This window comes from Paraburkholderia lacunae (assembly GCF_003353175.1).
In the GTDB taxonomy this organism is placed as follows: domain Bacteria; phylum Pseudomonadota; class Gammaproteobacteria; order Burkholderiales; family Burkholderiaceae; genus Paraburkholderia; species Paraburkholderia lacunae.
In genome coordinates this window covers 67,027-93,475 of record NZ_QHKS01000005.1, presented here as the reverse complement: position 1 = coordinate 93,475, position 26,449 = coordinate 67,027, and the positions used below count along the sequence as shown (strand labels likewise).

At 64.1% G+C, this 26,449-nt stretch carries 21 protein-coding genes; 7 read left to right on the top strand and 14 right to left on the bottom strand.

The genetic code is table 11. From position 1 onward, the window contains the following. Positions 1-32 precede the first annotated feature (32 nt). The 9 genes from DLM46_RS08890 to DLM46_RS08850 form a co-directional block, all read right to left on the bottom strand. The gene (locus DLM46_RS08890; RefSeq protein WP_115100410.1) at positions 33-1,217 is read right to left on the bottom strand and encodes a thiolase family protein; all 1,185 of its coding nucleotides are present in this window, start codon (positions 1,215-1,217) and stop codon (positions 33-35) included. Between the two features lie 58 nt (positions 1,218-1,275). After that, positions 1,276-2,706: an efflux transporter outer membrane subunit gene (locus tag DLM46_RS08885; RefSeq protein WP_115100409.1), complete on the bottom strand. Its 1,431-nt coding sequence runs from the start codon at positions 2,704-2,706 to the stop codon at positions 1,276-1,278. 9 nt (positions 2,707-2,715) lie between these two features. After that, positions 2,716-4,290, bottom strand: coding sequence for a DHA2 family efflux MFS transporter permease subunit (locus DLM46_RS08880; protein WP_115100408.1), 1,575 nt, complete (start codon positions 4,288-4,290; stop codon positions 2,716-2,718). Positions 4,291-4,295: 5 nt separating this feature from the next. Then, entirely contained in the window at positions 4,296-5,396 is a 1,101-nt protein-coding gene (locus DLM46_RS08875; protein WP_115100407.1) for an HlyD family secretion protein, read from the bottom strand. Between the two features lie 112 nt (positions 5,397-5,508). Next, positions 5,509-5,931, bottom strand: a complete 423-nt coding sequence (locus tag DLM46_RS08870; protein WP_115100406.1) for a MarR family winged helix-turn-helix transcriptional regulator — start codon at positions 5,929-5,931, stop codon at positions 5,509-5,511. 79 nt (positions 5,932-6,010) lie between these two features. Further along, complete coding sequence (locus DLM46_RS08865; RefSeq protein WP_115100405.1) at positions 6,011-6,433, bottom strand: MarR family winged helix-turn-helix transcriptional regulator; 423 nt, start codon at positions 6,431-6,433, stop codon at positions 6,011-6,013. Between the two features lie 10 nt (positions 6,434-6,443). Beyond that, a complete protein-coding gene (locus DLM46_RS08860) occupies positions 6,444-7,355 on the bottom strand; it encodes a transglutaminase family protein (protein WP_115100404.1) in 912 nt (303 codons plus the stop codon). Beyond that, positions 7,352-9,985, bottom strand: coding sequence for a circularly permuted type 2 ATP-grasp protein (locus tag DLM46_RS08855; RefSeq protein ID WP_115100403.1), 2,634 nt, complete (start codon positions 9,983-9,985; stop codon positions 7,352-7,354). The genes DLM46_RS08860 and DLM46_RS08855 overlap by 4 nt, the downstream gene beginning before the upstream one ends. Before the next feature lie 30 nt (positions 9,986-10,015). Next, positions 10,016-13,483, bottom strand: coding sequence for a transglutaminase family protein (locus tag DLM46_RS08850; RefSeq protein ID WP_115100402.1), 3,468 nt, complete (start codon positions 13,481-13,483; stop codon positions 10,016-10,018). A 280-nt stretch (positions 13,484-13,763) separates the two neighbouring features. Here DLM46_RS08850 and DLM46_RS08845 point away from each other — a divergent pair, with 280 nt between their 5' ends. Next, entirely contained in the window at positions 13,764-14,834 is a 1,071-nt protein-coding gene (locus DLM46_RS08845; protein ID WP_115100401.1) for a zinc-binding metallopeptidase family protein, read from the top strand. A gap of 155 nt (positions 14,835-14,989) precedes the next feature. Here DLM46_RS08845 and DLM46_RS08840 read toward each other — a convergent pair whose 3' ends face one another. The 4 genes from DLM46_RS08840 to DLM46_RS08830 all read right to left on the bottom strand — a co-directional run bounded on the left by DLM46_RS08840 (position 14,990) and on the right by DLM46_RS08830 (position 17,725). Beyond that, positions 14,990-16,252: a DUF3443 domain-containing protein gene (locus DLM46_RS08840; RefSeq protein ID WP_115100616.1), complete on the bottom strand. Its 1,263-nt coding sequence runs from the start codon at positions 16,250-16,252 to the stop codon at positions 14,990-14,992. A 10-nt stretch (positions 16,253-16,262) separates the two neighbouring features. After that, entirely contained in the window at positions 16,263-16,712 is a 450-nt protein-coding gene (locus tag DLM46_RS08835; protein ID WP_115100400.1) for a DUF2844 domain-containing protein, read from the bottom strand. Between the two features lie 209 nt (positions 16,713-16,921). Beyond that, positions 16,922-17,272 (bottom strand): hypothetical protein, encoded by a 351-nt coding sequence (locus tag DLM46_RS38980; protein ID WP_133300314.1) that lies wholly within the window; start codon positions 17,270-17,272, stop codon positions 16,922-16,924. 27 nt (positions 17,273-17,299) lie between these two features. Further along, positions 17,300-17,725 (bottom strand): phasin family protein, encoded by a 426-nt coding sequence (locus DLM46_RS08830; protein WP_115100399.1) that lies wholly within the window; start codon positions 17,723-17,725, stop codon positions 17,300-17,302. A gap of 355 nt (positions 17,726-18,080) precedes the next feature. On the opposite strand from DLM46_RS08830, the gene DLM46_RS08825 reads away from it, so the two are divergent. After that, positions 18,081-18,524: a hypothetical protein gene (locus DLM46_RS08825; RefSeq protein WP_115100398.1), complete on the top strand. Its 444-nt coding sequence runs from the start codon at positions 18,081-18,083 to the stop codon at positions 18,522-18,524. A gap of 372 nt (positions 18,525-18,896) precedes the next feature. Here the strand turns inward: DLM46_RS08825 and DLM46_RS08820 are convergent, their stop codons facing one another. Then, positions 18,897-19,607, bottom strand: a complete 711-nt coding sequence (locus DLM46_RS08820) for a FadR/GntR family transcriptional regulator (RefSeq protein ID WP_115100397.1) — start codon at positions 19,605-19,607, stop codon at positions 18,897-18,899. Positions 19,608-19,967: 360 nt separating this feature from the next. On the opposite strand from DLM46_RS08820, the gene DLM46_RS08815 reads away from it, so the two are divergent. The 5 genes from DLM46_RS08815 to DLM46_RS08795 all read left to right on the top strand — a co-directional run bounded on the left by DLM46_RS08815 (position 19,968) and on the right by DLM46_RS08795 (position 26,440). Further along, positions 19,968-21,299, top strand: a complete 1,332-nt coding sequence (locus DLM46_RS08815; RefSeq protein ID WP_115100396.1) for an MFS transporter — start codon at positions 19,968-19,970, stop codon at positions 21,297-21,299. A 128-nt stretch (positions 21,300-21,427) separates the two neighbouring features. Beyond that, positions 21,428-22,777 carry a glucarate dehydratase gene (gudD, locus tag DLM46_RS08810; RefSeq protein WP_115100395.1) on the top strand — a complete coding sequence of 450 codons (1,350 nt, stop codon included), beginning with the start codon at positions 21,428-21,430 and terminating at the stop codon, positions 22,775-22,777. 623 nt (positions 22,778-23,400) lie between these two features. Next, complete coding sequence (locus DLM46_RS08805) at positions 23,401-24,360, top strand: HlyD family secretion protein (protein ID WP_115100394.1); 960 nt, start codon at positions 23,401-23,403, stop codon at positions 24,358-24,360. Next, positions 24,357-25,301, top strand: a complete 945-nt coding sequence (locus DLM46_RS08800) for an ABC transporter ATP-binding protein (RefSeq protein WP_115100393.1) — start codon at positions 24,357-24,359, stop codon at positions 25,299-25,301. The genes DLM46_RS08805 and DLM46_RS08800 overlap by 4 nt, the downstream gene beginning before the upstream one ends. Beyond that, positions 25,298-26,440 (top strand): ABC transporter permease, encoded by a 1,143-nt coding sequence (locus tag DLM46_RS08795; RefSeq protein WP_115100392.1) that lies wholly within the window; start codon positions 25,298-25,300, stop codon positions 26,438-26,440. The genes DLM46_RS08800 and DLM46_RS08795 overlap by 4 nt, the downstream gene beginning before the upstream one ends. Positions 26,441-26,449: the final 9 nt, after the last annotated feature.

The window sequence follows — 26,449 nt, the reverse complement described above, 5'->3', positions numbered from 1 at the left end:
ACCTCATTTAGGGGGATGCCCTCGACAGTCAGTCAGATCAGTTCCAACGCCAGCGCAATCCCCTGCCCGCCGCCGATGCACAACGTCACGATGCCGCGCTTCAGACCATCGCGGCGCAGCGAATGAAGCAGACGCGTAGTGAGTACCGCGCCGGTTGCGCCGATCGGATGACCGTGCGCGATGGCGCCGCCTTGCACGTTGATCAGCTCGTCCGCGATGCCGAGTTTGTGCGCCACCGCAATCGGCACGGCGGCGAAGGCTTCGTTGATCTCGAAGCGCTCGACATCGGCCAACTGCCAGCCGGCGCGCGCCAGCGCCAATTGCACGGCCGGCACCGGACCGAGGCCGAACATGCCCGGCTCCACTGCCGCGACGCCGTAAGCCACCAGCCGCGCGAACGGTTCGATGCCGCGCGCTTCGGCAAATCCGCGCTCGGCGACCAGCATCGCCGCTGCGCCGCTGTTCAATCCCGGTGCGTTGCCCGCGGTGATCGTGCCGTCGGGACGAAACGCCGGACGCAGTTTGGCCAGCGTTTCGACGGTCGTGTCCGGACGCGGTTGTTCATCGCTCGTAAAACGCTGCGGGCCTTTGCGTCCCTGCGTTTCCACGGCGACCAGCTCGGCATTGAAGTCGCCGCGCGCCTGTGCGTCGGCAAAGCGTTGTTGCGAACGCGCGGCCCAGCGGTCCTGTGCTTCGCGCGTGATGTCGAATTGCGTGACGAGGTCTTCGGTATGCCAGCCGGAATGCTCGCCGGAAAACGCGTCGTTCAGGCCGTCGCGCAGCAGACTGTCATGGATTTGCGCGTTGCCCATCCGGTAGCCCCAGCGGCCGCCGTCGAGCAGATACGGCGCACGGTCCATGTTTTCCATGCCGCCCGCAACGGCCGCATCGCCAAAACCCAGCCAGATTTCCTGCGCCGCCGACGCAATCGCCTGGGCGCCCGAGCCGCATACGCGATTGACTGTCAGCGCCGGCACGGCCACCGGCACGCCGCCGCCGATCGACGCCTGGCGCGCCGGATTCATCTTGTTGCCGGCCTGAATCACGTTGCCCATCACCACCGACGCCAACGCCGCCGCATCGAGACCGCTGCGATGCAGGGTCTCGCGTACCGCGATCGCGCCGAGTTCGGTTGCGGGCACATCTTTCAGCGATCCGCCGAACGCGCCGATCGGCGTTCTCACCGGATTGCAGATCACTACTTCTCGCGTACTCATTGTTTCTCTCCAGTTGGACTACTACGGCATTTGCCGCTCCACCCGATGCATCCGTGCATCAGTTAGTTGACGCGGCCGTGACCGTGTCAGGCACATCCCAGCCGCCACCCAGCGACCGGTACAACGCGACGGCCGCGAGCGCATGCTCGCGTTTGGCCTGGTTCAACGATTCCGCGTCACGCAGATACGCTTCCTGAGCGCTCAGCACATCGAGGAAACTCGACGCGCCGCCCTTATACAGCTCGCTCGACAGACGCAGCGCGTGATCCGATGCATCGAGCGCGCCGCCCAGGCGCTCCACCTGCACCGCGCCATTCACCAGATCGCTGCGGTTGTCCTCGATTTCCTTGAGCGCTTGCAGCATGGTTTGCTGCAAACCGAGTTGCGATTCGCGCATACGGCTCTCGCTCGCGTCGATGTTCGCGGTGATCCGGCCAGCGTTGAAGATCGGACTCGTCGCGCTCAACGCGGCGCTGAACAGGTTGTCGGTGAGTGTCGGCAAGCCGAGATACGACGACGCGAGCAGGCCGTCGGCGAGATTGAGCCTGAACTGCGGATAGCGCTGTGCCTTCGACACGCCCACTTCCGCCGCGCGCTGTTCGACCGTGGCATACGCATTGCGGACGTCGGGACGCTGCAGCAGTGCTTCGGACGGCAGCGTCTGCGGCACGCTTTGCGCGGGCACCGGAATCTCGCGCGCATTCGCGAGCAGCAAGCTGTCGACGCTTTCCGGCGTGCGCCCCGAATACACCGCGATCAGACTCAGCTGATGCTGCACGGTCGATTGCACGCGCGGAATCTGCGCCTGCAAATCCTGCAACTGATTCAGCGCGCGGGAAACGTCGAGCTGCGTCGACAGCCCGTAATGCAGACGCTCCTGCGTGAGCTTCAACGCACGAGCGCGGATCTGCTCGTTGTCGCTGAGAATCTGCAATTGCGACTGTGCCCAGCGCAGATCGATATAAGCCGCCGCCGTGTTCGCCGCTAGCGCGAGACGCAGCTGGTTCAAGGCCGCCTGTCGGCCCGACACCTGCGCCTGCGCCGCGAGCACCGCGAGACGTTCGCCGCCGAAGACGTCCGGCGTCCAGCTCGCCGTCACGCCGACGCCGGCCTCGCGCACATAACCGAGCGGCGGCGGCGTGTTCTGGCGTGCGTCGGACGCATTGGCGCTCGCGTTCAGTTCCGGCAACAGTGCGGCGCGAGTCTGCGTGGTGAGGTCCTGCGCCTGCTTCACGCGCTCCACTGCCGCCTGCACGTCGAGATTGCTGGTCAGCACCGATTCGACCAGTTGATGCATCACCGGGTCGCCGAATTGCGTCCACCAGATGCGCGCGGTCACGCTGTCTTGCGGCGCGTCGACGTTCCATGCGCCCGGCGCGACCGTCTGCACGGTGTGCGGCAGGTCCGGGTGCATGGCCGGTTGCACCGCGCACGCCGCAAGGCTGAGCAGGGCCGCGCTCGCCAGCGCTTTCATCACGATCGATTTCATGCGGGTTCCTCAATGAGCGTCGGGTGGCGGCGCGGTGTTGCCGAACGGTCGGGAAAACGCCACGCTGAGCAAACCGACCACGAAACACAGCGACAACGCGAGAAAAGTATCGGAAAAAGTCAGCACGAGCGCTTCGCGCATCAACAAGGCATGCAAGACGCCGAGGCCCGCGTTCGCCGCATTGAGCGCATCGCCGCCGACTGCCGCGAAGTGCGCGCTCTGTTGCTGCAAAATCGATTCGACAACGGGGCGGCCGGCGCTCACATGCTCGTCGAGCCGCTCGTAATGCAGGTTCAGCCGATCGTTGAGCATCGTGCTGCTGACGGCGATGCCGATCGCGCCGCCGAGATTGCGCATCAGGTTGAACAGCCCGCTTGCCGAGCGCAGCCGCGATGGCGGCAGCGAGCCGAGCGCCATCGTCACGATCGGCGGAATGCAAAACTGCTGGCCGATGCCGCGCAGCGCCTGCGGAATCAGCAGCTCCTGCCAGCCCCATTGATTCGTCAACGGCACATACAGATAACAGCCGACGCCGAACAGCACGAGCCCGACGATCATCAGCAAGCGCATGTCGATAAAACGGGCCAGCGTCGAATAGGCAGCCAGCGCCAGCAGTTGAAAGCATCCGACCGACAGCAAGGCCAAACCGATCTGCAACGAATCGAAGCCGCGCACGCGCGACAGAAACACCGGCGTCAGAAACACCGCACAGAAAATCCCGATGCCGGTGATGAACGACAGCAGGCTGCCGATGCCGAAGTTGCGGATCGCCAGCGCGCGCAAATCGACGATCGGCTCTTTCGCCGTGAACGCATGCACGATGAACAGAAAGCCGCAGATCGCCGAGACCCATGTGCACAGAACGATCACGTCGTCGCCGAACCAGTTCTTGCGCGGGCCTTCTTCCAGCACGTATTCGAGGCAGCCCAGGAAACCGGACATCAGCAGAATGCCGAGGTAATCGCCTTTTTTAAGCAGCGAAAGATCGACATGGTCGATATGAACGTACTTCGGCACCATCAGCGTGACGGCGATGCCCGGCACCAGGTTCAGATAGAACAGCCAATGCCACGACCATTGCGACGTGATCCAGCCGCCGATCACCGGGCCGATGGTCGGCGCGAGCGACGCCAGCGCGCCGATGGTGGTGGACGCAATCAGCCGTTGCTTGCCGGGGAACAGCACGAACGCGGTGGTGAACACCGTCGGAATCATGGCGGCGCCGAGCGCGCCTTGCAGGCCGCGAAACAGGATCATCGAATTGATGTCCCACGCGAGGCCGCACAGCATGCTGGTGATCGTGAAGCCGAGCGCGGAGAACGCGAACAGCCAGCGCGTCGAGAACACGCGCGTGAGCCAGCCGGACATTGGAATCACCAGAATCTCGGCGATCAGATACGAGGTCTGCACCCACGAGAGTTCGTCCTGGCTCGCGGACAAGCCCCCGCCGATATCTTTGAGCGACGACGCAACGATCTGGATATCGAGCGTCGCCATGAAAAAGCCGAGGCACATCAGCGCGAACGCGAAGGCTTTGGTGCGCGTCGGCTGGTCGGCGGGATTGGCGGGATGAGCGTGGCTCATGATCGTTATCCGCGAGCCGGTGCGGTGTTCGCGTCGAGATGAACCTTCACCGTCGCCGACAAGCCGGGACGCAGCACGCCTTGCATGTCTTTGGGCACGGTGAGGCGCACTCGCACCGGCACGCGCTGCACGATCTTCGTGAAGTTGCCGGTGGCGTTTTCCGCGGGCAGCACGCTGAAGGTCGCGCCGGTCGCGGGTGCCAGGCTCTCCACCACGCCGCGAATGCGTTTGCTCGACGCATCGAGATCGACATCGACGCTGTCGCCGACGCGCATCTTCTTCAACTGGTCTTCCTTGAAGTTGGCGTCGATCCACAAGCCGTTCGACGGCACCACCGTGAGCAGCGAAACACCGGTATTCGCCAGCAGGCCGACGCGTGCGGTGCGATTGCCGACATAGCCGTCGATCGGCGAACGTATCGTCGTGTACTCGACGTTCAACGCCGCGACGCGCTGCGCTGCCTGCGCGGTTGCGATGCGCGCCTCGGCGTCGCCGATCTGCGCGTCGAGCACGGCGAGCTGGCGTTGCGCCGCGGTCAATGCCGCGCTGCTGCGGTCCACCGCGGCATGCGCCTTGGTCAGATCGGCGTCGGCGCGCTCGACGACCTGGCTCGATACCGCATCGTCTTTCACCAGCTCGCGATAGCGCGCCTGGTCGGCCGCGCTACGCGTCAACTCGGCGCCCGAGGCGCGGACCTCGGCGGCCTGCTCGTTGATGGTGGCGAGCTGCAAGGATTTCTTCGCCTGCAATTCGACGACCGCGGCTTGTGCGCTCTGCACTTCGGCGGTGGCTTGCGCGAGGCGGGCGTCATAGTCGCGCGCGTCGAGCCGGATCAGCACCTGGTTCGCGTGCACGAACTGGTTGTCGCTCACCAGCACATCGGTCACGAAACCATTCACCTTCGGCGCCATGACCGTGACGTCGCCGCCTACGTACGCATCGTCGGTCGTTTCGACAAAGCGGCCGGCGATAAACCAGTACGACGCGGCGATCGCCAGCACGGCGAGCACCGTGATGATCGCCAGCAGCATCCACGGAATACGCCGTGCAGCTTTGGCGGCGGTGGCGGCGCTGGGCGGTGCAAAAGTCGATGGTGTAGTGGACATGATTAAATGTGCGTATGCACTGGTTAGGCTGAAAAAAACGGCGCGATTCTGCTGCGCCGGCCTTGGCTCCGCTGGCTGCTGGTTGCCGGCTGCTGGCTGCTGGCTGCTGGCTTCAGATGGAATCTCGTGTCATCGCAAACAGTTCCCCGCGCAATGCTGCCGCGCGTTGCTCGCCGAAACGGTGCTCGAATTCGGCTTGTGCCGCATACCAATGTTCGCGTCCCGCCTTGAGCCGCTCTTCACCTGCAGAGGTGAGTGATATCGACAATGCCCGCACGTCCTGGCCGAGCGCTTCGCTCGACACCAGCCCGTTGCGCCGCAGCGGCTGGATCGTGCGGACCAGCGTGGTGCGCTGCATGCGCATGGCTTCGGCCAGTTGCCTCATCGTCATCGAGCCCTCGCGCCTTAAGCGACCCATCAGCGAAAACTGCGTGATGGTGAGGCCGACGTTCGCCAGATGGCGGTCGTAAAGCTGCGATACGTAGCGCGCGGCCTGACGGATCGCAAAGCAGTCGTCGTCGAGTAAGCCTTCCATTGGCGCGCTTCCTTTTTAAAAAGTGCGTATGCACATACAAAGACGAACTGAAGCTCGCGGGAACGAGCTTGCGCGCCTGTTAGCCTGTCATGCTGAACAACTCGGAGCGCAGCGCTTTCGCGCGTGCGTGGCCGAACTTTTCTTCGAACTCGTCTTGCGCGGCCCGCCAGGCGATGACCGCCTGGTCGAAGGTCGTTTCGCCCTCTTCCGTGAGACTGAACAGAAAAGTACGCCCGTCGTGCTCAGCCGACTCCGCGGTCACCAGACCGTCACGCTGCAAAGGCTTCATGGCACGGACCAGGGTGGTTCGCTCCATCACCATGGCGTCGGCAAGGTCCGCCATCGACGTATTGGGCGCGCGCGCCAGCTTGGCGAGGATGGTGAACTGCGCAGCCGTGAGCCCGACCTGCCCGAGATGGCGTTCGTAGATCTGCGTAACGTGCCGCGCCGCCTGGCGCAGCGCGAAACAGTTGCATTCGTCGTAAGAGAGAGGACGGTTCATGCTCTGTAGTCTATATGTGCATACGCACAGAGTCAAGTGCCAGCACCGTGACCCCCACCTCCACCCGATGCGCCCCGCCGCCGAGGATCATTCCGCGCAGCAGCGACACGTCGCTGTAATCGCGCCCGATCGCGAGCGTCACGTGATCCATATCGGCAAGCACGTCGTTCGTCGGATCGAGGTCGATCCAGCCGCTGCCCGGGCAATACACCGACACCCACGCATGCGACGCATCCGCACCGATCAGCCGCGGCTGCCCCGGCGGCGGATCGTTACGCAGATAACCGCTCACATACCGCGCCGGCAAGCCCAGCGAGCGCAAGCAGCCGATCATCACCTGCGCGAAATCCTGGCACACGCCGTTCTTCAACTCAAAAGCGCGGTCGGCAGGCGTATCGAACATCGTCGCGGAGGGTTTGTATTCGAAGTCCTCGTGAATCCGGTGCATCAAATCGATCGCACCCGCCGCGATTGGCGTGCCCGGTGGAAAGCTGGACAACGCATAGTCGCGCAGCGACGGCCGCGGCACGATATTCGGCGACGCGAAACAGAATTCGGCTTCACGCCGGAATTGGCCGCCGACGCGAAAGCGCAGCGCGTCCGCCACGTCTTCCCATTCGGGTGTCGCGAGCGGATCGAGGTCGGTCCAGCGCGGCGTGAGCGCCACCGTCGTTTCGCTCACCAGTTGCAGGCGTTCGTGCGGGGCGTCCAGAGCGAAGTACAGCACGTCGTTGCCGAATGCATCGATACGGCTATTCAGATACGACGGCTCCGGCTCGATCCGCTCGCTATGCGACACCACGCGCTGCCACGCGCACACGATCGGCCGGATCGTCGCGAGATGCTGCGCGGTCTCGACGTAGGTCGAGTAGTGATAGGTGGTGCGATGCGATACGGACAATACGGTTTGCGTGCTCTTCATGACCACACCTGCGATGCAACGGTACTCGCGTGACTGAAATAGCGCGCGCTGATCTCATGCGCCGCCGCGGCGACAAAGCTGCCGACCTGATCGCAGACCGCGATCAGGTCGGCGTAGGTGCCGTCTTCGTCGGTCGCGCACAGACGCTCCAGCGTCGGCAACGATCCGGCGGGCGGCATCAGCTCCGCGAACGGACGATGCCGCATGCTGCCCGCCGCCACGGCAATCTCGTCGAGCTTCTTGCGCAGGCGCTCATAGACGCCATACAGGGCGCGCGGATTGGTCGGCTCGATGACCAGCAGATCGAGCAAGGCAGGCACTTCGAAGCGGCCCGGATAGAGCGCGCGATACGTCAGCGTGCTGTCGAACAGCTGCAGTAGCAGATCGAAGCCGGCGGGCGTGGCGAGCTGCCCCTTGTCGGCGACCACGCGCAGAATCGACGTCATCGCCGATACGCGCTCGATGTGCCGCCCCGCGAACAGCAGGCGCCAGGCTTCGTCGCGCGTCATGCGGTCGCCTTGCGCGCCGCTGATCGCCGACAGTTGCACCGACAGGCGCTCGAGCGCGCTTATCAGCGTCACGCGGTCATAACGGTCGATGCGCTCGACGCGCTCAGCGCGGCCATTGCCTTGCGCTCCATTGCCGTTCGAGCCCGTCGCCGGCATCAGTTCCTGCAACGCATCGCGGAAGTCGTTACGCGCCGCGAGAATCGTGCGCCAGTGATCGTTCGACAGCCGCCCACGCACCTCGCCGTTCGAACGCGCTTGCCACGCGAGGTTCTGGCCGATGCTCGCGGGGCCGGTGGCCTCGCTCAGGTTCGCGACCAGCGCACGCTCGAACGCTTGCGGCGAGCTCGGCGAAAACATGTCGCCGGCCTGCACGAGACCGCAGTGCATGGCGAGCTCGACCAGCGTGGGGAACATCGCGTCGGCATCGTTGCCTTCCAGCGAGTCGAGAATCAGCCGCAGGAGCCGCACGTTGTTTTCGGAGCGTTCGCCGTAACGTCCGGCCCAGAAGAGATTTTCCGCCGCCCGGCTCGACACGGTCCGATGCTTGCGCGCGAGGTCCGCGGGTTGCATCGGCGAAGGCAGCAGCGTGAAGGTCGAAGTGGGCTGGCTCGACAGCACCCACGTATCGACGCTGCTGCCGCCGTACTGCATCGAGACGGTTGCCTGGCGGTCGGCGGCCATTCGCGTGAAGCCGCCGGGCATCACATGCCAGCCGCCGTTGAAATCGGCGATCGCGTACACGCGCAACACCGAGGGGCGGCGGCCAAGCGTGCCGTCTTCGTAGCGCGGCGTGCACGAAAAGTGCAGCGGCTGCTGGATCGTGAAAGTGTCGGGCATGGTTTCGATGCGCTCGCGCCACGCCGCGAGCCGCTGGGTGCCCTGCTCGACGCCGGGCGGCGCATCGCGCGGCGCGACCGGCCACGTCGGCACGACAAACGCTTCGTCCAGATGCGCAAAGGCATGCTCGCGCGCCGCCTCTTCGCCGCACCACCAGGTCGGCACGCTCGGCAACACGAGATCTTCGTCGAGCAGGACCTCCGCAATGCCCGGCAGAAAACCATGCAAAGCCGGCGATTCGACAAAGCCCGAGCCCGGCACGTTCGAGACGATCACGTTGCCCGCGCGCATCACCTGCAACAGACCGGGGACGCCGATGGTGGAATCGGCGCGCAGTTCGACCGGGTCGCAGAATGCATCGTCCAGACGGCGCAGTACGACGTGCACGCGTTCGAGACCGGCGAGCGTCTTCAGGTACAGCATGTCGTCGCGCACCGTCAGGTCCTTGCCTTCGACCAGCGTGACGCCGAGATAGCGCGCGAGAAATACGTGCTCGAAGTAGGTTTCGCTAAACGGCCCCGGCGTGAGCAACGCGATATGCGGCGAATGATCTTTTTCCGGCGCGTCGTGCCGCATGGTGGCCTGCGCCGCCTGCACGAGCGTCGCGATCAGTTGCGAATAGGTCGGTGCGAGGCGGCTCACGTGCATCGTGCGGAACGGATCGGCGAACAGGCTCGACACGATCAGCCGGTTCTCCAGCGCGTAACCGAGGCCGGAGGGCGCCTCGGTGCGGTGCGCCATCACGGTCCACTCGCCGCTCGGCGGGCGCGCCAGATCGAGCGCGACCACTTGCAGGTAGTGGCCGCCCGGCGGCGTGAAGCCTTTCACCGAGCGCAGATAGCCCGGATGCCCGAATACCAGCGCGGGGGGCAACTGCCCGCGCTGAAGCAGGGTCTGCGGCCCGTAGATATCGGCGACGATCGCATTGAGCAGATGCGCGCGCTGCGTCACGCCCCGCTCGATATGCGCCCACTCGTCCTCGCTGATCAGGAACGGCAGCAGGTCGAGCGCCCAGGCCCGCGGCACGCCGTTGTCCGCATAGACGTTGTAGCTGATGTCGTTGTCGCGGACCTGCTGCGCGACCGAAGCACAGTTGTGATCCAGCCGCGCGATCCCGTCTTCGCCGAGCCGCTCGAAAAATTGCCGCCACGGCTCGCGCAGCGCGCCCGACACGTCGCGCAACTCGTCCCAGTGTCCTTCGTAGGCCGGCAACAGCCGCAGCAGGGAAGAAGCGTCCGCGCGCGCCGCGGACGTTTCGAAGGGAAAAGTCGATTGAAAGGCCAAGATCGTGTCGGTTTAAAGGTCTGCTGCGTTTTACCAGTAGCGCAAGTCCAACGTGAACGGAAACTCGAGGCTGCGCTGCGGCGTGTCCACCGCGAGCGGCCCCGGCGTATGCCCGGACGCGAAGAAGCGTGAGCGCCGCCGGCTTTCCGCCTCGTAGGCGTTGACCGGGAAGGTATCGTAACTGCGCCCACCCGGATGTGCGACATGATACTGGCATCCGCCCACCGAGCGGCCACTCCATGTATCGACCAGATCGAAAGTGAGCGGCGCGTCCACGCCGATGGTGGGATGCAGCGCCGACGGCTGCGACCATGCGCGAAACCGCACGCCGGCCACATACTCGCTCACGCGGCCGGTCGGCTGCAACGGCACCGGCACGCCGTTGACGGCCAGCACATGGCGGTTGCCGTTCAGGCCGAGCGCGTGCACTTCGAGCCTCTCTACCGACGAATCCACGTACCGCACCGTCCCGCCCGCCGAGCCCTCCTCGCCCATCACGTGCCACGGTTCGAGCGCGTTGCGGATGGTCAGCGCGACGCCGTTGACGGTCGCCGTGCCAACCAGCGGGAAACGGAACTCGAAGTGCGGCGCGAACCAGCTGCTGTCGAACGCAAAACCGGCCTCATTCAATTCGCCCAGCACGTCGTCGAAATCCATCTTCACGAAGGTGCCGAGCAGGAACCGGTCGTGCAGCTCGGTGCCCCAGCGCGTGAGCCGCTCCGTGTACGGCGTGTGCCAGAAACGCGCCACCAGCGCGCGCAGCAACAGCTGCTGCACGAGACTCATGCGCGCATGCGGCGGCATTTCGAAGCCGCGCAACTCCAGCAGGCCGAGGCGGCCGGTCGGGCCATCCGGCGAATACAGCTTGTCGATACAGAACTCGGCGCGGTGCGTGTTGCCGGTCACGTCGATCAGGATGTTGCGCAGCGACCGGTCGATCATCCAGGCCGGCAAACTCGCGCTGTCGCGCCCGCCGAGCAGGTCGATCTGCCGCTGCAATTCGCGGAACGCCACCTCCAGCTCGTAGACCTGGTCGTTACGCGCCTCGTCGACGCGCGGCGCCTGGCTGGTCGGCCCGATAAAGAGCCCCGAGAACAGATACGACAGCGACGGATGGTTGTGCCAGTACGCGATCAAACTGGCGAGCAGATCGGGACGGCGCAGGAACGGACTGTCGGCCGGCGTCGCGCCGCCGAGCACGAAGTGATTGCCGCCGCCGGTCCCCGTATGCCGGCCGTCGGTCATGAACTTTTCGGTGCTGAGATACGTTTCGTGCGCCGACTGGTACAGATACTCGGTGTGACTGACCAGTTGGTCCCAGCTCGACGCCGGGTGAATGTTCACCTCGATCACGCCCGGGTCCGGCGTCACCTGCAACACTTTCAGGCGCGGGTCGCGCGGCGGCGGGTAGCCTTCGACGATCACCTGCATCCGCAACTCGGCGGCCGTCGCTTCGATTGCGGCGAGCAGGTCGAGATAGTCGTCGAGTTCGGTGAGCGGCGGCATGAACACATGCAGCAGCTTGTCGCCGCTGCCGAATGCCTCGGTCTCCGCTTTGGGACCGGCGGCACGTTTCGGGTCGCGCGCTTCGACGCAGATCGCCGTGCGGATCGTCTCCTTCGACGACTCTCCGCGGGCCGGCGCTCGCTGCGGGTCCGGTGCGTAGGCCAACGCGCCGGTGCCCGGCATGCCGCTCAGCAAGTCAGCCGCCGACGACGACAAGGCAGCCGCATTGCGCGCGTCGGCGGCGCTCAGGTTGCGGGATTCGCCTTCGTACTGCATCCGCAATTGCGCGGCCGAGCGCAACGGCGCCGGGGGCGCAAACGGATCGTGGGCGTGCTGATACGGATAGTCGGTCTTCGACACCCACGGTAGCGAGTCGAGCGGCAGGCGATAGCCCATCGGCGAGTCGCCGGGGATCAGGTACATGCGTTCGTCGCGCAGGAACCAGCGGCCGGTGACCCATGTCGCCGGCTGATGCGGCACGTCGCGTTCACGGGCGAGCGGCAGCACATAACCGGTGGCGCTCGTCAAACCGGCGTCGAACACCCGCCGCAAACGGGCGCGCTCCATTTCGTCGTCCAGCCGCGCATCGAACGGGTCGACGTTGACCGGCAGACGGCGCTCGCGCCACAGGTAGTACCAGACGTCCTCGAAACCGGCGTGGATGCACTCTTCGTCGACCGACAGCTTGCCTGCCAGATGCGCGAGGAAACGCTGCGCGTCCGCGGCGGTGTAGGCGCCCGGCGCGCGTTCGTCGGCAAAGAGCGACGGGTCTTGCCAGCACGGCTCGCCATCGGCGCGCCAGTAGAGCGACATCGCCCAGCGCGGCAGCTGCTCGCCCGGATACCACTTGCCCTGGCCGATATGCAGAAAGCCGTTCGCGCCGTACTGCGCGCGCAGCTTGTCCATCAGCGCCACCGCATAGCCGCGCTTGGTGGGGCCGAGCGCGTCGGTGTTCCATTCGGCGGCGTCGCGGTCGCGCACCGACACGAAGGTCGGCTCGCCGCCCATCGTCAGGCGCACGTCCATCTCGCCCAGTTGCTGGTCGACCTGCGCGCCCATCTGCAGGACGTCGCTCCACACCTCTTCGCTGTACGGCTTGGTGACGCGCGGCGTCTCGAGCACGCGCTCGATCGACATGAGGTGCTCGAACTCGACCTCGGATTCGTCGACCGCGCCGGAGATCGGCGCCGCGCTGCCGGGTTCCGGCGTGCAGGCGACCGGAATGTGCCCTTCACCGGCAAGCAGACCGGAGGTCGGATCGAAGCCGATCCAGCCGGCGCCCGGCAAGTACACCTCGCACCAGGCGTGCAGATCGGTGAAGTCGACTTCGGTGCCGCTCGGGCCGTCGATCGACTTGGTATCGGGCGCGAGCTGCAGCAGATAGCCGGACACGAAACGCGCCGCCAGACCCAGTTGCCGCAAGGTCTCGACCAGCAGCCAGCCCGAATCGCGGCACGAACCCGACGCCTTGGTCAGCGTTTCCTCGGGCGTCTGCACGCCCGGCTCCATGCGGATCAGATAGCGGATTTCATGCTGCAGGCGTTGATTCAGTTCGACGAGGAAGTCGGCGGTGCGCTTGGGCGTCCGGTCGATACTCGCGACAAAATCGGCGAAGCGCGGCGTCGGGGTGCGTTTGACGAGGTACGGCGCGAGTTCCTGCGCGAGGCCAGGCGCATACTCGAAGGGGAATTGCTCGGCGGAAGGTTCGAGAAAGAAGTCGAACGGGTTGTAGACGGCCATCTCGGCGACCAGATCCACGGTCACCTTGAATTCGCGCGTCTTCTCGGGAAACACGAGACGCGCCTGATAGTTGGCGAACGCGTCCTGCTGCCAGTTGATGAAGTGCCCGGCCGGTTCGATCCGCATCGAATACGACAGAATCGGGGTCCGGCAATGGGGCGCAGGCCGCAGACGCACGACCTGAGGCGACAGTGCAACCAGCCTGTCGTAGCGATAATGTGTGACATGATTCAACGCGACGCGTATGGACACACTGGACTCCTGGGACAAGGGATGGCAGCCCGCCAAAAGCAAGCTTCATGCCGTGGATCGAAAAACCGCGTGAACTGTCTGCACTGCCCGGATTACAGCCTGCTTGGAAGTCTGCCGCGTCTGCCGAGCGTCCGGTCGATCGAACAACGCGTCTTTCCACTGCCTTTTCCGGCCCGGCGCACCAAAGCGGCGCAGAGCCGATGCACGATCATGCACGTAATGTGCGTTAAACCAGTGACGTCTGGCAAATGCGGCATGAAGATTGCGGAGTCTCCAATCGATGAAAACCTTCCACTGCAATCGCTGCTCGCACCTCGTGTTCTATGAAAACGTTCGTTGCGAGCGTTGCGACGCGTTGCTCGGCTATGTGCCGGAACTGGCCGAAATCAGCGCCTTCGAAGAAGCCGGCGAAGGGCGCTGGCGCAGCCTGCATCCAGGCGCCGGGGGTGCGCTGTTCCGGCAGTGTCACAACTATGCCGTCGAAAACATCTGCAACTGGATGATCCCCGCCGATTCGCCCGACGCGCTGTGCCACGCCTGCCAGCTGACACTGACGATTCCGAATCTGAGCACGACGGACAACCGGTTCTACTGGTATCGGATGGAAGTGGCGAAACGGCGTCTGCTGTACACGCTGAGCGCGCTCGGCGTCGACGCGCCGTCGCGCCAGACCGACCCGGAGCACGGCCTCGCCTTCGAATTCCTCGAAGACTGCGACGATGGCGAAAAGGTGCTGACCGGCCACGACAATGGCCTGATTACGCTGAACCTCGCCGAAGCCGACGACGCCTACCGCGAGAGGGTCCGCACCGCGATGGGCGAGCCCTATCGCACCTTGCTTGGCCACTTCCGCCATGAGACGGGCCACTACTACTTCAGTCGGCTGGTGGAGAACGACCCGCGCTGGATCAAACCGTATCGCAAGCTGTTCGGCGACGAACGCGCCGACTACGGCGAGGCGCTGACGGCCTACTATCGCAATGGCGCGCCGGCTGACTGGCAGGCGTCCTTCATCAGCGCGTATGCGACGATGCATCCTTGGGAAGATTGGGCCGAGACGTGGGCGCACTACCTGCTGATCGTCGACGTCCTGGATACGTCGACCTCATATGGCGTCGCGCTCTTACCCGACGACCCGAGCGAGCCGACGCTGACCGACCGGACGCCTGTGGAGGACGCCAGCTTCGAGAATCTGATGAAGCGCTGGTTTCCGCTCACGTATGCGTTGAACAGTTTGAACCGCAGCCTCGGGATGCCCGACGGTTATCCGTTCACGCTGGCCGCGCCGGTGGTGGACAAGCTGCGCTTCGTGCATCGGGTGATTGCCGCAGCGGGAGCGACGCCACGGTAACGGCAGATCGAGCAGAGCCGCCACCGCAGTTCGCCCACGTTGCCACTCAGGCGGAGAGACCGCAGGCGCCTGCGGCTCAGGCGATAGCCAAGGCAGCAACTCCAGCAGCAACTCCAGCAGCGCCGCCAAAGCGTGCGGCGCCACGCCGCTAGTGCTCAATACGCGACATAAGGACCGGTGCCGCCAGGTGTCGTCTGCTGCTCGACCGCGGCATACACGTTGCGGCCGTAGAAGAACGGCAGTCCCCAGTCGAAGATTGTCGACGTCACGAACGCCGGGCCGGCCAGCAACGGCAGCGCCGCATCGCCGCTGTACGTCTGCGCGATCGCGGTGGCGTTGCCGACACTGAACGTGATCGCACTCGTGATGCCGTTCACGCCTTCGATCGTCGCACTGAGCTGCTCGGTCGAACTCGGGCAGTAATACGCGCTATTCGGACTCGCGCACACCGGCAACGCGCTGGTCTGAAAGAACAGGCCGGTCGAGCCGCTGTCCAGGATACTGTGCGAATACGTCCTGCCGTTCTGCACCGTCGTGAAGGTGCCGTTGGACGCACTCACGCCGATCACCTGCGCGTTGCCGAGCGTATTGTTGGTCTGCGTGCCGATGCCGAACACCAGTTGCCCGGTCACCGACGGCGCCCCGCCCGACACCGTTGGCAGGCTGAGGACCGAACCGTTGTTGTCGGTGGCGAAGTAGGGAATCGGATTGGCGACCTGCAGCGCCTCGACCAGCGGAATCGCCGTGCAAACCGAGCCGCTGCAGCCGTAATAGGTGCCGGACACCGCCTGTTGAACGCAGGCCGCGCCGCAGTCGTGCTTGAACACGCCGATACCGAGCACGCCGTTGGCCTGCAACGCAACCGGCGTGTTGCGCGGCGAGCCTACGCTCGCGCAATCGGCCGGCACGGAAGCGTAGCCCGGGTCGATCACCTGGATCGGCAACGAAGCTGCTTTTTCGCCGGCGATCTGCAAGTCGGCGAGCTTCACCGGACCCCACGTGTAGCCGTCGAAGAACTGCATGCATTCGGCGACCAGATTGCCCGAGCCGTCCTTCTGCTGCGGCAGCGTCATCGATGCGGGCAATTGCGCCGCGAACACGCGCAAGCCCCACGAACCGGTATCCACCAGCACGTGATCGATGGTTTCACACTGGCTCGCGCCGGGCGCGCAAATCGTGACGCTGACAAACGGCATGTTCGGCACGCCGCTCACGCCGGCATCGACGCTGACCTGCACCGCATTGGCCGCCACCACTTGGGGCGAAGGCGAGGTACTGACGGTCGGGCTGGCCGAGGTGCTGGAATTGGCCGACGCGGCCGAGCCGCTGGAGCCGCCGCCCCCGCCGCCGCAGGCACTGACCAGCAACGCGAGCAGCGCCGCGCACAGCAGGGTGATAAACGAAGGCGTATGGCGCATGACCGCTCCGTTATTGAACGACGCCGACATCGACACCCGCGGGCACCGCTTGCGGCACATAGGCATGGCCGGCGAACGCGCGCAGATGGCCGCCGGAGTACACCACCAGATCGCTGCTGGAAACCGCGAGCGGCGTTGCGCTGCGCGTTGCGGTGGCCGCGGCGTACTGATCGAACGCGGCGCCGAGCACGGCCTTCAGATCCGGCAGCGTCGGGCCTTCCCACGCGACACCGAAGACGATGCCGTTGGGCGCAACGTACTCGCGCACCAGCGTGCCGGACGGCATCGTGAGCAGGTACACCGAGTACGCCCCTTGCGCGGTGGCCGTATGAGCGACTGCATGCATGCGTGTCTGATCGCTGTCGATAGTGCTGACGTTCTGGCCGAGCGTGGCATGCGCGGCAAACGACAGCGCGCAGCTTGCCCCGAGCATTGCGCGAGCAATGCCGATAGAGAGCATCGGTTTCAAGAGAATTCCTTCGAGGTGAAACGCTCGTGCCCGGCGCGCAGCCGATCACAAACGACGAACTAGGGGCGCACTCCGCGACTGGCAGCGCCAGTGCTGCATTCACACCAGTGGGGTTGCGTGAATGCGTCTACGGAGTGGCGGCGCGAAACTTTAGGCGTCGCGCGAAGGCATGGCAATCGTTTGCGAGGCGATTCGAACCTTCAGCCGCCTCCCCGCCGTCCGAGCGCGTTTGATTTTTGGGGACGATGTCCACGAGCAGCGGCGCTTCGGCGCAGATATTCGCGACGCATGCTGTTTAAAGCGAACAGGTGTGTGAAAACGCCACGTGGCGGCAGAAAAATATCGACGCGCCGCGCGTGCCGATGCAAATGTAGGCGAACGCTGAATAATTCGCCTTTTATCGCCGTTTTCCTCTGACAATAACCGGCAAAGTGGATGGCCTGTCCATGAATAGAAAAGGCCCGTTTGAAACCGGATTCGCGAGGCAAAAAAATACCGCGGATGACCTGACGGCCGATCCGCGGCACCGATACTTCTTCAGGCCACGTCACACTCGAATCGAGTAATGCGACGCGCCCTTACTTCTTCTGTTGCTGCAAAAGCGACTTGAGTTCGTGCACGTTCTCTTCCACGCGCTTGGCGATCACCGCATACGACTCGGCTTGAGTCTGATACGCGGCTTGCGCGAGTTGCTGCATATCGGCAAGCGACTTATGCAGACTTTGCTGGATCAGCTCGGCGGTTTTCGCCGAAGGCGCAGCGCCCCCGGCGGACAACTGCCCCGTGAGCGATTGCAATTCGCTCAGCGTGGCGCGCAGCATCTCAGCCTGTTTCTGCGCCAGCGACTGCATGCCTTGCAAGGCGGTTTGATTGGCCTGAACCAGCGCTTCGACGTCCTTGCGCCGCGCTTCCATGATGGCGGGCACGTCGAAGCCGGGGAGCTTGAACTGCTCCAGCATTTTGGTGAAATCGCCAAACGGATTGGCGGCCTCGGGTCGGTCCATGCGAAATCCTCCTTAACGTATTGGATACTCGCCGACCGGACATCGCCCGGATTCACTCCTCCTGACAGATGACCGGTGGCCGCGCGTGTGCCGTGCGTCCCGCGAACGCTTGCTGCTTGTGGGGTCGGACGGCGCATCGCTGCCATCATGCGCTATCCGGCGTCATTGCGCCAGCGGGCACACCCTGGCGTCGGCCGAGCCATGCCGGTTCGCGTTGCCGGCTCCGCCGGCCTCTGCGCAAGGTTCGGTAAGTTACAACGTGGTCTTCCGTAACCCGGCGCAAGCTCATGTCGACTATCGTTGCTGATGCGCTGGCGCACTGTAGCGCCGGCGCTATCTCGATGGGAGCGAGATCATGACGAGAAAATCAGTGAGCGCGGCGTTGGCCGCTGTATTGACCTTTGCCGCAGGAGCCGCGCTCGCACAGGAAGCGCCACCGCCGCCCGCAGCGACCCACGCGCATGACGAGCCGCATCACGGCGACTGGCTGCCGCCTCACGGACCGATGGGTCCGGGCTTCGCGGTGGTCAACGATCTGGAACAGCTGCGCCGCCTGTACGCGATGAGCGGACGTGAAGGCGACATCGTCGCGGTGTATCACGAGGTGTTGAACAAGACGCAGGACCCGATGCTGCGCCACTACGTCTACGACTCGCTTGCTCGCGAGCAGTTGAAGCCGGCCAACCCGGAGCAGGCGATCGCGACGCTGCGCACCAGCCTCTCGGAAGATCTCGCCGCGGCGAACAAGCTGTCACGCAGCGCACCGGCGGGTATCCAGCCGCCTGCCGTGTCGCAGTAACCAGTCGCCGACGTCACGGCGGCGTCACCGCGGCGCCGCCGCGCATGCGGTTTGCAATGCCTGCCATCCAGCCGCAAAAGAGGCATTGCAATCCGGCGCAACGCCTGCGCGACTGGAAACGCTCCCGCAAACAAACAGCCGTATAAGCCGACGCGCTACGTTGGCTTTCGCACATAGCCATTCATTGACCACTTTTTATCTTCCATCAGCTGATTAGGATGAAAGCACCGCAACGCTCGCGCCAGGTGAAGAGAATGCGCTACCCGCTGAACATGGCAGTCGCCGCCGCCCTTCTGGTCTTTGTTCTGTGCTGCGGCATGCAGCTCGTGCTGAAATGACATCGACGGCAAGTCTGCCGCGCGGAAAGACAGGTTACGCGCCCGCTTTGCTCAACTCGTGCGCGCGTCGAAGTCTTTCGCGACTGTTGCTCAGGTGCATCCGCATGGCGGCGCGTGCGTCGTCCGGGTCCTCACGTTCGATTGCCCGGTAAATCAACTGATGCTCGCGCAGCACATTGCGCAGATGTTCGACATGGTCGAGCTCCGCGATCTCGGCGGAACCTAGCCGCGTGCGCGGACTCACCGCGCGTCCGAGTTGACTGAGAACGTCGAAGAAGTACCGATTCCCGCTGGCTCGCGCGATCTGCAGATGAAACTCGATGTCATGCGCCAGCACGTCGGTACTGCCCCGCTCCAGTTCGGCTTCGAAACGCTCCAGCGCGCTGCGCATCTGCTTGAGATTCTGCGCAGTGCGCCGCGCCGCCGCAAAAGCAGCGGATGCCGCCTCGACGTCGATCCGGAACTCGATAATGGCCATCACGTCGAGCATGTTGGACAGGTCGGCGGCAGGCAGTTGCACCGGTTCTTCCGCCGCCGGCGCCAATACGAAGGTGCCGACGCCGTGACGCGTCTCAACCACTTTCGCGGCCTGCAGGCGTGACATCGCCTCGCGAACCACCGAGCGGCTCACCGAGAGCTGCTTCATCAGCGCGACTTCCGTAGGAATACGGTCTCCCGGCCTAAGCGATCCACGGCGGATTTCGTCGGAAAGGGTGGCCACCACCTTCTCAGTCAGGCTGCTCATTTGTAGCTTGTTGCCTCATCAACTGGAAAAGCACACGTTGCGCGCGCGTCACGTCATCTGACGTCTCAATAGGGTCATCATAGCGTAGTCCAAGTCGATGACTCGATAGAGTCCGAGTCATCAGATGTCTTAGCCAGTTCGCTTGAAGTTCAGCGCCAATACGGCTGATTCCGGTCCAATGGCTGCCATAAAGGCGTGAATGACCAGGGTAAACGCTCCATTGGAAAGTGAAAACGGAAAACGTAGACTGTCGTCTGACAACGTATCTCATGCCATTGAGCGGAGGTCGTTCCCGCTGCTGCCGGATGCGGCGCGTTGCGTTCGATCAGGCCGTCGAATCGGCCGACACTGGAGACACCCTTGACATCTGCTTTCGCCACCGCGACCGGCCCGCTCGAGTCCGCCGTTTCCAAGGTCAAGCGGCACGTGCTGCCGCTCTTTCTGATCATGTTCATCGCGAACTATATCGACCGCGTGAACATCGGCTTCGCCAATTCGCACATGCAGGCGGATCTTGGAATCGGCGCCGCCGCGTATGGACTCGGGAGCGGCTTGTTCTTCATCGGCTACGCGCTGTTCGAAGTGCCGTCGAACGTTCTCATGCAGAGGTACGGAGCCCGCGCCTGGCTCACGCGCATCATGGGCACGTGGGGCGTGGTGGCCGCGGCCATGGCTTTCGTCTGGAACGACACGTCGTTTTACGTGCTGCGCTTCCTGCTGGGCGTCGCCGAGGCCGGCTTCTTCCCCGGCGTCGTTTTCTATTTCACGCAGTGGCTGCCGCAGAAAGAGCGCGGCAAGGCCGTCGCGGTCTTCCTCGCCGGCTCGGCGCTGGCATCGGTGCTGTCCGGGCCGATTACGGGCGCCCTGCTGTCGATTCGCGGCTTGGGACTGCACGGCTGGCAGTGGATGTTTCTCATTGAAGGCGGGTTTTCGGTGGGCTTGTGCGCCGTGAGCTGGATGTTGCTGAAGTCGCGCATTCGCGACGCCGCGTGGCTGAGCGCCGAAGAACAGCAAGTTCTCGCCACGGCCATCGCCGCCGAGCAGGCCGAGCGCGACGCGCTTGGTGCTGCGCGCCTGCCGACGGCAAAACTGTTGAAGGACCCGCAAATTCTGCTGTTCTGCTTCCTCTATTTCGCGATTCAATTGACGATCTACGCGGCGACCTTCTGGCTGCCGACGATTATCAGGAAGATGGGTGGATTGTCGGACTTCGAAGTCGGCATGCTCAACGCGATACCCTGGCTCATTGCCATGGTCGCGATGTACTGTTTCGCGGTGCTGTCGGCCAAGTGGCGCTTCCAGCAGGCATGGCTCGCGGCTGCGCTCGTCATCGCGGCTTGCGGGCTGTTCGCTTCGACATCCGGCAACCCTGTTCTGTCGTTCGTGGCGATCTGCTTCGCCGCGATCGGGTTCAAGGCCGCTTCATCATTGTTCTGGCCGATTCCGCAGGGGTATCTGGATGCGCGTGTCGCGGCCGGCGTGATTGCGCTGATCAACTCGGTCGGCAACCTCGGAGGTTTCTTCGCTCCTGCTGCTTTCGGCTACCTGCAACAGCACACCGGCTCGATTTCCGGCGGCCTGTACGGGCTGGGCGTGGCGTCGCTGGTCGCGGCGGCAGCCGGCTTCCTCACCCGCAATCGTCGCGTGAATCGTGACGCGCCGGCGCAAGCCGTGCGTAGCGAAGCCCACTGACTTCAACGCATAGCCCGCCATGAGCAACGTGCTTTCAGCCTCATTGCCGGCGCTCGCTTCAGCGCCTGGCACCGCACACCCAAACGGCTCCCGCCAGTCGGATTCCTAACTTATCTGATCCAACCACCATGTCCACGAATACCTTCCAATCGAATGCCACCCCGACGGTCGTCGAGCTGCGTGTCGTTCCGGTCGCCGGCCGTGACAGCATGCTGATGAACCTGAGCGGCGCGCATGGACCGTTCTTCACGCGCAACATCGTCATTCTGCGCGACAGCGCGGGCAACACCGGTGTCGGTGAAGTCCCCGGCGGCGAGAGCATCCGCAAGACCATCGACGATGCGCGTCCGCTCGTCGTGGGTCAGTCGATCGGCAACCTTCAGGCCGTGCTCAACAAAGCGCGCACGCAGTTCGCGGACCGCGACGCCGGCGGACGCGGCCTGCAGACTTTCGATCTGCGCACGACCATCCACGCGGTGACCGCGCTCGAAGCAGCGCTGCTCGATCTGCTCGGACAGCATCTGGGCGTACCGGTTGCCGCACTCCTCGGCGAAGGCCAGCAGCGCGACGAAGTCGAAATGCTCGGCTATCTGTTCTACATCGGCGACCGCAACAAAACCGATCTGCCGTACGCCAGCGGCGCGGACGGCAGCGACGAGTGGGAGCGCCTTCGCACCGAAGAAGCCATGACGCCCGAGGCCGTGGTGCGCCTCGCCGAAGCCGCGCAAGCGCGCTACGGCTTCAACGACTTCAAGCTCAAAGGCGGCGTGCTTCCCGGCGACGCCGAAATCGAAGCGGTCACGGCGCTCGCCGAACGATTCCCGAAAGCGCGTGTGACGCTCGACCCGAATGGCGCGTGGTCGCTTTCCGAGGCAGTTCGTCTTTGCCGCGATCAACACCACGTGCTGGCCTATGCGGAAGACCCGTGCGGCGCCGAGAATGGTTATTCCGGCCGCGAAGTGATGGCCGAATTCCGCCGCGCAACCGGCTTGCCGACCGCCACCAACATGATTGCGACCGACTGGCGCCAGATGGGCCACGCCATCCAGCTGCAGTCGGTGGACATCCCGCTTGCCGACCCGCACTTCTGGACGATGCAAGGCTCGGTCCGCGTGGCGCAGATGTGCAATGAGTGGGGATTGACGTGGGGTTCGCATTCGAATAACCACTTCGACATTTCGCTCGCGATGTTCACCCAGGTCGCCGCCGCTGCGCCCGGCAAGATCACCGCGATCGATACCCACTGGATCTGGCAGGACGGCCAGCGTCTGACTCGCAATCCGTTGCAGATCGTAGGCGGCAAAGTGAAGGTGCCGGAAAAGGCGGGCCTTGGCGTCGAGCTCGATCTGGACGAAGTGGAAAAGGCGCACGCCCTGTATCAACAGCACGGCCTGGGCGCGCGTGACGACGGCATCGCGATGCAGTTTCTGATTCCGAACTGGAAGTTCGATAACAAACGTCCGTGTCTTGTACGCTAAAGCAAAGCATGCGTTCGGCCACGGTCCTCGTGGCCGTTGCTTCTTGCTATAGAAGAGCTGAATAGGGATCGTTAGCGGCGCTTTTGGCACAAGCTCCGCCGATCAAACGAAGTACCGTCCTCGTCGGCATGCCGTGCCGCCCGGTTGTTCCGCGAACGGCAGGGAAAACCCGGACCAAAGCCGATGCCGCATACCCGGTCGGCGCCACACCCGCATAGTTGCCGCGAAGCCGTATCGCCACTCCACAAGTCCGGGCCTTCACATTTCGATTGACCCAGGAAACCTATACGACGAAGATAGTTTCCATCGACCGATGGGTGCGGTTCGGTGGCGCGCGGACGAATCGATCCACCGGCGTGCTGTCCGGAACTGAAGCGCCGCCCACTTTGAGCGCGGACATCAAAGCGGTCCAACGCCACGTCCGAATCCAATCGATTTGGACTACTGGTTTATAGCGCACGGCAAGTGCGGCGCGCTCAAACGGAACTTGAATCCATGCCAGTTTTCAATCCGGTTATCACACGCGTGACGCTGCCGCTTGCCACCGCGCAAGACTGGCGAACCCCGCCCCTTCCAGCCTTCGGCACGTACGCATTGCGCCGCCGCACCTTGCGGAGCCAGTCATGATTCGGCTTCATTGCGCGCCGCTGTCGCTGCTACTCGTCGTCGCCGTGCTGTCCGGCTGCTCGCGTCATAACAACAACGAATATCAAGGCTACATAGAAGGCGAATTCGTCTATCTGGCGTCGTCGCAGTCCGGCGCGCTCACCCAGCTGTCGGTCGCGCGGGGACAAACGGTGCAGGCGAACGCGCCGCTCTTCACGCTCGAATCGGCCGACGAAACCGCCGCACTTCAACAGGCGCAGCAGCAGCTCGCGGCGGCACGCGCGCAGCTGGCGGACATCGAGACGGGAAAACGTCCGCCCGAAGTCGATGCGGTGCGGGCGCAACTCGCCCAGGCGCTCGCCAATGCGCGCAAGGCGTCGCTGCAACTGACGCGCGACGAAGCGCAATTCCACGCCGGCGGCATTCCGAAGGCACAACTCGACGATTCGCGCGCCAACGCCGACGCAACGGCTGCCCAGGTTCGTGAGCTCCGCAATCAGGTTCAGGTAGCGCGCCTGCCCGGCCGCTCGCAACAGATCGCGGCGCAGAACGCACAGATCGCAGCCGCGCAGGCCACTGTCGCTCAGGCGCAATGGAAGCTCGATCAGAAGCGCGTGAACGCTCCCGCTGACGGGCTTGTCTACGACACGCTGTACCGAGCCGGCGAGTGGGTGCAGGCGGGCAGTCCCGTCGTCCAGATGCTGCCGCCGCAGAACGTGAAGGTGCGCATTTTCGTGCCTGAAACCGTGGTCGGCCGGCTCGCGACGGGACGAACGTTGCTGGTGCACTGCGACGGCTGCGCAGCAGACATACCCACCAGAATCACCTACATATCGAGCAAGGCCGAATACACGCCGCCCGTGATCTACAGCAACGAGAGCCGCGCGAAACTGGTTTTCATGGTCGAAGCGCATCCGTTCGCAGCTGACGCAAGCAAGCTGCATCCGGGCCAACCCGTCACGGTGACGCTGCAATGAACCCTTCCGCCCAGGACTATGCGATCGACGTGCGGAATCTGAACAAGCACTTCGGCGACAAGCACGTCGTCAACGACGTGTCCCTGCAGGTAGCACGCGGCGAGATCTTCGGCTTTCTCGGACCGAACGGCAGCGGCAAGACAACCTCGATCCGCTTGATGTGCGGACTGCTCACGCCCGATTCGGGCACCGGCACGTGCCTCGGCTTCGACATCAACCGTGAGAGCGCGCAGATCAAGCGCAACGTCGGCTATATGACGCAGCGCTTCTCATACTGGGAAGATTTGACCATTCGCGAGAATCTCGACTTCGTCGCGCGCATCTATCAGATGAAGAACCGCAAGGAGGCTGTCGACCGCTCGCTCGAATCGCTCGGACTGCAAAGCCGCGCGCATCAGCTGACGGGTTCCCTGTCCGGCGGCTGGAAGCAGCGGCTCGCACTGGCCGCCTGCATGTTGCACGAACCGCGGCTGCTGCTGCTCGACGAACCCACCGCGGGAGTCGATCCCGCTGCCCGGCGCGACTTCTGGGAAGAGCTACACCAGCTCGCCGCGCACGGCATCTCGGTACTGGTCAGCACGCATTACATGGACGAAGCCGAGCGTTGTCACAAGCTCGCCTATATCGCGTACGGCAAGCTGCTCGCGAAAGGCACGGCGCGAGAAGTGATCGAATCGCAGAATCTCGCGACGTGGGCTCTCTACGGCGACCATCTGAGCCAGCTGTCCGAACAGTTGCGCAAGACACCCGGCGTCGACCAGACCGTCGTCTTCGGCTCGGCGCTGCACGTGAGCGGCCACGATCACGCCGCGCTGGAAAACGCCGTCAAACAGGCAGCCGCCGGTGCTGAACTGCGCATCGAGCGCATCGAAACCGGGCTCGAAGACGTATTCATCTATCTGATGAACCGCTCGACGGACAACTTCGGAGCACGCCCGTGACAACACGCACGCTATTTTCACTGACGCGCTGGTGGAGCATTGTGCTCAAGGAATTCCTGCAATTGCGGCGCGACCGCGTCACGTTCGGCATGATCGTCGGCGTGCCGGTGATTCAGCTCGCGCTGTTCGGCTATGCGATCAATACCGATCCCAAGCATCTGCCCACCGCCGTCATCATCGGCGATAACAGCCCGTTTTCGCGCAGCTTCGTCGCGGCGATGAAGAACTCCGCTTACTTCGACATCGTCGAATCGCTGCCCAACGAGGAGGCCGGCCGCCTTGCCCTCGCGCAGGGCCGCGTGCAGTTCGTGCTGAACGTGCCGGTCGATTTTTCGCGGCGTCTGCTGCGCGGCGAACATCCGTCACTGCTGGTCGAAGCCGACGCGACCGATCCGACTGCAACGAATACGGCCATCGGCGCGCTGCCGAACCTCGTGCAGCCGGTCGCCGACAAGGACATCACCGGCCCGCTCGCCCATCTGAACGGCAGCCAGCCCGCATTCAGCGTCCTGATTCACAGTCTCTACAACCCCGAGGGCATCACGCAATACAACGTGGTGCCGGGCCTGATGGGCGTCATCCTGACGATGACGCTCGTGATGATGACCGGCCTCGCGGTCACGCGCGAACGCGAGCGCGGCACGATGGAAAATCTGCTCGCCACGCCGGCCCTGCCGGTCGAAGTGATGACCGGCAAGATCGTGCCCTACGTGATGATCGGCCTGATCCAGGCGACGATCATCCTGGTGGCGACGCGCTACGCATTCCATGTGCCGTTCGTCGGCAGTGTGGTGGCGATCTATCTCGCGGCGCTGCTGTTTATCGCGGCGAACCTGACGGTCGGCATCACGCTGTCGTCGCTCGCACAGAACCAGTTGCAGGCCATGCAGCTGGCCGTGTTCTATTTCCTGCCGAACATCCTGCTTTCGGGCTTCATGTTCCCGTTCGCCGGCATGCCGCGCTGGGCGCAGTTCATCGGCAATCTGCTGCCGCTGACGTACTTCAACCGCCTGATCCGCGGCATTGTTCTCAAGGGCAACGGCTGGACGGAACTCTGGCCCTCCGTGTGGCCCATGGCACTCTTCACGGCCGTCGTGATGGGCGTGGCACTGCGCTTCTATCGGCGCACGCTCGACTAGGAGAGCCCG

Excerpts from the sequence above, each read along its gene's own strand:
- DLM46_RS08875 (WP_115100407.1), bottom strand. The coding sequence starts at position 5,396 with ATGTCCACTACACCATCGACTTTTGCACCGCCCAGCGCCGCCACCGCC.
- DLM46_RS08825 (WP_115100398.1), top strand. The coding sequence starts at position 18,081 with ATGACGAGAAAATCAGTGAGCGCGGCGTTGGCCGCTGTATTGACCTTT.
- DLM46_RS08885 (WP_115100409.1), bottom strand. The coding sequence starts at position 2,706 with ATGAAATCGATCGTGATGAAAGCGCTGGCGAGCGCGGCCCTGCTCAGC.
- DLM46_RS08860 (WP_115100404.1), bottom strand. The coding sequence starts at position 7,355 with ATGAAGAGCACGCAAACCGTATTGTCCGTATCGCATCGCACCACCTAT.
- DLM46_RS08880 (WP_115100408.1), bottom strand. The coding sequence starts at position 4,290 with ATGAGCCACGCTCATCCCGCCAATCCCGCCGACCAGCCGACGCGCACC.
- DLM46_RS08830 (WP_115100399.1), bottom strand. The coding sequence starts at position 17,725 with ATGGACCGACCCGAGGCCGCCAATCCGTTTGGCGATTTCACCAAAATG.
- DLM46_RS08840 (WP_115100616.1), bottom strand. The coding sequence starts at position 16,252 with ATGCGCCATACGCCTTCGTTTATCACCCTGCTGTGCGCGGCGCTGCTC.
- DLM46_RS08835 (WP_115100400.1), bottom strand. The coding sequence starts at position 16,712 with ATGCTCTCTATCGGCATTGCTCGCGCAATGCTCGGGGCAAGCTGCGCG.
- DLM46_RS08890 (WP_115100410.1), bottom strand. The coding sequence starts at position 1,217 with ATGAGTACGCGAGAAGTAGTGATCTGCAATCCGGTGAGAACGCCGATC.
- DLM46_RS08820 (WP_115100397.1), bottom strand. The coding sequence starts at position 19,607 with ATGAGCAGCCTGACTGAGAAGGTGGTGGCCACCCTTTCCGACGAAATC.
- DLM46_RS08805 (WP_115100394.1), top strand. The coding sequence starts at position 23,401 with ATGATTCGGCTTCATTGCGCGCCGCTGTCGCTGCTACTCGTCGTCGCC.
- DLM46_RS08865 (WP_115100405.1), bottom strand. The coding sequence starts at position 6,433 with ATGAACCGTCCTCTCTCTTACGACGAATGCAACTGTTTCGCGCTGCGC.
- DLM46_RS08845 (WP_115100401.1), top strand. The coding sequence starts at position 13,764 with ATGAAAACCTTCCACTGCAATCGCTGCTCGCACCTCGTGTTCTATGAA.
- gudD (WP_115100395.1), top strand. The coding sequence starts at position 21,428 with ATGTCCACGAATACCTTCCAATCGAATGCCACCCCGACGGTCGTCGAG.
- DLM46_RS08870 (WP_115100406.1), bottom strand. The coding sequence starts at position 5,931 with ATGGAAGGCTTACTCGACGACGACTGCTTTGCGATCCGTCAGGCCGCG.
- DLM46_RS08800 (WP_115100393.1), top strand. The coding sequence starts at position 24,357 with ATGAACCCTTCCGCCCAGGACTATGCGATCGACGTGCGGAATCTGAAC.